A 5,295-nucleotide genomic window follows, 5' to 3' on the forward strand; every position below is an offset into this window, starting at 1 on the left:
GGCATGTCGGAGCTGATGCGGTTGCGCGAAGATCACGCGAAGCTCGCCCGGATGTTCCTCGAGCTGGAGCGGATCATCGACCGCCCGCAACCGCCCACGCAGATCGCTTTGTTCAACTTCCGCCGCGAGCTGATGACGACGCTCATCGGGCATTTGAAACTCGAGGACTGGGCCCTCTATCCCAAGCTGATCGAAAGCGGCGACGAGCATGTTTCGGCCAAAGGTCAGGAATTCAAGGAGGAGATGGGCGGTCTCGCCCCGGCTTTTCTCGCATATTGCGACAAGTGGACAGCGAGCTCGATCGCCGCGGATTGGCCGGCCTATTGCAGCGACACGCGCGCATTGCTCGGCGCGCTGATGGACCGACTGACCCGTGAGAACCGCGAGCTTCTGCCGCTGCTGGAGCGGATCGACCGAGCGGCCTGAGCCGCCGCGGCGATCCAGCGCAATTCGACGTGTTACTGCGGGACAGTCAAGAGCCGTCACGGGAGTAAATCCCGTGACGTCGAACGGGTCCAGCTTCGCTGGCCCGCCGGCCGGCCCTCAATGGCTCTACGCGCTGCCTCGCGTCTGCTTCGCAGAGCGCTCCGCTGCGCTCGGCATTTCGGGCGGAAACCAAACCCGCGCCGCGCGTTACGGGAGGCAGGTTGGCGGCGGCAATGAGGTCGCCGGAGCGGCGGGCGCGAAGGAGTTTGAACGTGCTCAAGCTTGCCGCCATTTTCGTGGCTTCGGCCGCGGTCGTCGCAGCCACCGGCGCAACGGCAACGACCTCAACCGACACTTTGGTGTCGAGTTCACCCTGGTGGGAGCGGGTCACCGTGACCCTCGACGGCGACGGCAATGCCGAAGCCTGCAAATACGAAACCAGCCTCAATGCCGACACGCAAAGTTGCGACGTCGATTCGAACCAGGCGGCGAGCGCGAAGCATGCGTCGGCGTCCAAAGGCGAAGTCACCCGGATCACGTTCGAGCGCCGGTTCAATCCGGGCGCCGCACCGGCCAAGCCGGACATGAAGCCCGGAGACACCTTGCTCGGCGGACAGATCATGGCGCTGGCGATCGACCATGCCGGCGCGGTCAAGGATTGCCGCGTGGTCGCCGCGTCGGGCGCGATGCGTCCCGAATACAGCTGCGACGATGCGTCGGCCGAGAAGTTCCAGGCCAGCGCAGGCGCGCACAAGGCGCAGCGCGAGGGATATATGACGATCCTCGTCTACGGCCATTCCGAGCATATGGTGTGAGGGTCTAAAGCCCCTCCACCCACCTCTGGCGGTCGCCCCTGCAAATGCAGGGAAATGACATTTCAGTCGACGACGATGGTGTCACTCATGCCCATCTGCTTGTGCAGGAAATGGCTGCAGTGGGCCTGATAGGTGCCACGCGCCGGCACCAGCGTGATGCTCTTCGTCTCGTGCGGCCTGAGCTCGATCTCGTCGTCGGGCGCCGAGCCCGCAGTGATCTTCGCGTCCCGGAAGAACCCGGGTGCGCTGAAGTCGTGCCCGCTGCCGGACTGATTTACAAAGGAGAGCGTCACGGGCTTGCCCGCGGCGAGATGAATGGGGTGCGGCGCGAATCCGAAGCTGTAAACCTGGACGACGAGCTGCGCCGGCTGAGCATCGACGGGGGCCGCGAGCAGCGTTGAAAGCGCGGCCGCGGCGGCAAGCCGAAAGGCGGGCATAAGCTTCTCCTTCGCGCGTTGGAGTCCATTATAGCACGCTTGGTTCCCTCTCCGCTGACAAACCTATTTGGAAAATTGTTCTTGACAGCGTCACGCTGTTTCGGTACACATTAGGAACAGTGAGGAATTGCAAGTCGGCCCCCATTGGTGGTCGAAAGATGGGTGGCGCTCCGCGGAGCAGCCGCCCTTTTCTTTGAGATGAGGACGGCTTTGGATCCTGCGAATTCGCCCCAGCAGAAGGTGCGCGTGTCGCGCGGCGGTGTGCCTTTGATCCGGGAGACTCGCAGCGGCCGCCGCTCAGGCGCCGACGCAGAGCGCGTTGGCAGCGGCGACCTCGCTGAACTCGGTCGGCGCCAGAATTTCGAAGAATGTTGAGCTGAGTTGAGGGTTAGGAGCGAGCATGGGGTGGTGGTTCGGGCGCAAGAGCGCGCCGGCGGACGCGAGGCCGTTTGTGCCTGCGTGGCTGAATAATGATGCAGCCGAGGAGGGGTTCGCTCGCTTCATGACCTTTGAAGTCATCGCCGATGCCGCGGCTCCGGCCGTCGGGAACATCCTGGCGGATGCATCCGGCGGAGCAATCTCATCGGATGCTGCGCAGACCGTCAGCGGATATGCCGCATACGGACGTTCGATCGCCACTGCGGCGGAGCCGCTGGTCAGCTGCTTCGACCTCGACTTGTTCGATGACGGTTCGGTCATGCGGCCGTCGCTCGGCGCCGCGCCTGTTTCGATCGGCGCGGACGAGCTCGGCAGCGGCGCAGACGGACAGAAGGAGCCGAGGGTTCAGCGCGAGCAGATGCCAGTTCGCGCGGTGCCGTCAGCGCTCAGGCTGACCTATTACGACCCCGCGCGCGACTTTCAGACGGGGGAAGCGCGCGCGACAGCGGGGGAGGCCGGCAGCAACGAAGTGCAACAAGAGCTGCCGGCGGTTCTTTCGGCCCATGACGCCAAAACGCTCGTGCAGCAGATGCTGGCGACGCGATGGTCAGCGCGCGATAGGGTGACGCTTCGGCTGCCGCCCTCGCGAATTGGACTGGAGCCCGGAAGCGTGGTCCTTCCCGGCATTGCACCTGATTCATGGATCGCCGAGAAATGCGTGATCGACGGCCTTGTCACGGTCCTCGAGCTCCGTCCTGCTCCGCGGCCTGGGTCCACGCTGCTCGGCGAAGCAGGACGGATCGTCGAAAGCAGCGACATCGTCGAGGCCCCGACCACCTTCGCCCTCATCGACGTGCCGATGGGGCACGTTCAATCGAGCGACGCGACGATCCTGATCGCGAGCTCTTCTCCCAGCGAAGGGTGGTGGCAGCGACCGCTCACGGTGAGCGCTTCTGGCCAGACGTTCACGACGGCATCGGCGGCGCGCAAGTCGGAGCTGGGTCGCGCGCTTACTGCCTTGGCACATGCCGAGCCGTATCTTATCGACGAAGCCAACGCGGTCGAGATCGAGCTGATCGACCAGCGACAATGGCTCACCAGCTGTGATGACGATGCGCTGTCGGAGGGCGTCAACCTTGCGGTCCTCGGCAGCGAGGTCGTGCAATTCGGTGAGGCCACTCCACTCGGGGAGGGCCGCTTCCGGCTCGGCCGTCTGCTTCGCGCGCGAGGAGGTACCGAATGGGCGGCGGCGGGCCATTCGGTCGGCGAGCTATTTTGCCTGCTGGATTTGAATTCGCTGCGACCGTTCGCCTTGCCGGCATGGTTCAGGGGATCGTCCGTGACAATATCGGATCGAAACGGCTGTACGGAATCGACCACTTTCGCGGCGCACGCGCTGAAGCCGCTGCCGCCCTCCAACATCGCCGTATCGTTCAACGCCCAAGGCGATCTCACGATCAACTGGACTCGTCGCAGCCGCGTCGGCTTCGCGTGGCTCGACGAGGTCGATGCTCCGCTTGGCGAGAGCCGAGAACAATATTGGGTAACGATCGCCAACCCGGCTTCAGATCTGGAGATCGCTACCGAGCAGCCGATGCTCGTCATACCTGCAGCAGACCTGATGGCGTTCGGCAACGGCACGGCCACTATCGGTGTGCGGCAGGTCGGCGACTGGGCAGCTTCTCGGCCGGCACAACTCACCTTCAACCTTCCGTAGGAGCAAGTGCATGGCAACGACGCCGCGTCTGTCCCTCCCATTCCTCAGCGTCGCGCAAGCGCAAAAGGAGTTTGCGCATAACGAGAGCCTGCAAACGCTGGACGTGCTCGTTGCCGGCTCGGTGGAGGAAGGGCCTCGCGCGACACCGCCGACGTCGCCGGTAATCGGATCGTGTTACCTTGTCGCTGAGGCTGCGACCGGTGCCTGGGCGGGGAGTTCACAATGTGTGGCGGCGTGGACGAGCGGCGGCTGGCGCTTCGTTTCGCCGATCGACGGAATGAGCCTTTACGACCGCGCAAGCGGCACCTTCGCGCTGTTTCGCAACGGTGCCTGGGAGATCGGGATCGTGCGCGCGACTTCGGTCGCAATCGGTGGCCAGCAGGTTTTGGGGCAACGGGCCGCAGCTGTTGAATCGCCGGTCGGAGGGACCGTGACCGACGCAGAGGCACGCTCGACCATCAACGCTATTCTCGACGCACTGCGTCAGCACGGTTTGGTCGAATCCTGAAAAAAACAAGTCCTCTCAAGCGGTTCTCGAATCGGCGGGAAATCGACTGAGGCTTTTTGGCAACAGCTTCCCGGCAATGACGCGCTTGCACGGCAACCGGCCCTTTCATAAGGTGCTTCGGCAGTTCTATTTACCGGACGCATTTGAAAGGGGACAATTCTATGCGTAAGCTCGGCATTGCGGTGGCGCTTGCATCCACGGCTATGGCGACGCCCGCGCTTGCTCGCGACCACAGCTTTTATGTGGGAGTCGAGGGCGGGGCCATGCTCGTCGAAGATCAAAGAGTCGACAATTTCGATCCGTCGGCCGTCGAGACGCCAGGTGGTGCGACCAACGGCGAGTTCTCGATCAAGTACGGCACCGGCTTGGACGTCGACCTGATCGGCGGCTATGATTTCGGCATGGTTCGACTCGAGGCCGAACTGGGCTGGAAGCGCGCCGGCATTGACGGGATGGAAATCCGCAATTTCCCGCTTACCGGCGTTGCGTTCGGTTCGCATATCAATACCGACGGCCACGGCCGCTCGATTTCGGGCATGATCAACGGTCTGCTCGACTTCGGCGATGAGAACAGCTGGAGCGGCTATGTCGGCGCCGGCATCGGCATGGCCGATGTGCGCGTGTCGATGGGCGAGGATCCTGAGTTTCCTGGCCTGGTTGTCGAAGGATCGGACAGCCGCCCCGCATGGCAAGCCATTATGGGCGTTCGCACCGCGATCTCGCCGAACCTCGATGTCGGCGTGAAGTATCGCTTCTTCAATGTCCCGAACCTGAAGTTCGACGACAGCACGGGCCTCGGCTTTAATACGCTCCGGTCGAAGTGGCGGTCGCACAGCTTGCTGCTGAGCCTGACCTACAACTTCGCGGCCCCGCCGCCTCCGCCGCCTCCGCCGCACCTTGCCCGCGGACACGACGAGCTCCTCACCTCGCCCCCTTTCAGGGGGACAGGTCGGACTAGCCGGAGGCGAGCCGGGAGAGGGGGCCAGGCGTCCATCTCGAACAGCCGCAATCTCT

Annotated in this window: 6 protein-coding genes; 5 read left to right on the forward strand and 1 reads right to left on the reverse strand. The window is 63.7% G+C overall.

The features are described 5' to 3' along the window. Both GH737_RS12590 and GH737_RS12595 read left to right on the forward strand, forming a co-directional pair. A partial coding sequence (locus GH737_RS12590) for a hemerythrin domain-containing protein (RefSeq protein WP_155265153.1) occupies nt 1-426 on the forward strand: 426 nt, incomplete at its 5' end. A gap of 272 nt (nt 427-698) precedes the next feature. Further along, complete coding sequence (locus GH737_RS12595) at nt 699-1,241, forward strand: hypothetical protein (RefSeq protein WP_155265154.1); 543 nt, start codon at nt 699-701, stop codon at nt 1,239-1,241. Between the two features lie 62 nt (nt 1,242-1,303). On the opposite strand, the gene GH737_RS12600 is transcribed toward GH737_RS12595, so the two are convergent. After that, on the reverse strand, nt 1,304-1,678 hold the full coding sequence (locus tag GH737_RS12600) for a cupredoxin domain-containing protein (RefSeq protein ID WP_155265155.1): 375 nt from the start codon (nt 1,676-1,678) through the stop codon (nt 1,304-1,306). 400 nt (nt 1,679-2,078) lie between these two features. On the opposite strand from GH737_RS12600, the gene GH737_RS12605 reads away from it, so the two are divergent. From GH737_RS12605 to GH737_RS12615, 3 genes are all read left to right on the forward strand, one after another. Next, nucleotides 2,079-3,773: a phage tail protein gene (locus GH737_RS12605; protein WP_155265156.1), complete on the forward strand. Its 1,695-nt coding sequence runs from the start codon at nt 2,079-2,081 to the stop codon at nt 3,771-3,773. Nucleotides 3,774-3,783: 10 nt separating this feature from the next. Next, complete coding sequence (locus tag GH737_RS12610; RefSeq protein WP_155265157.1) at nt 3,784-4,281, forward strand: DUF2793 domain-containing protein; 498 nt, start codon at nt 3,784-3,786, stop codon at nt 4,279-4,281. A 161-nt stretch (nt 4,282-4,442) separates the two neighbouring features. Then, nucleotides 4,443-5,295, forward strand: an 853-nt coding sequence (locus tag GH737_RS12615) for an outer membrane protein (protein ID WP_155265158.1), incomplete at its 3' end; no start/stop codon positions are given.

Source organism: Sphingomonas segetis (assembly GCF_009720245.1).
GTDB lineage: Bacteria > Pseudomonadota > Alphaproteobacteria > Sphingomonadales > Sphingomonadaceae > Sphingomicrobium > Sphingomicrobium segetis.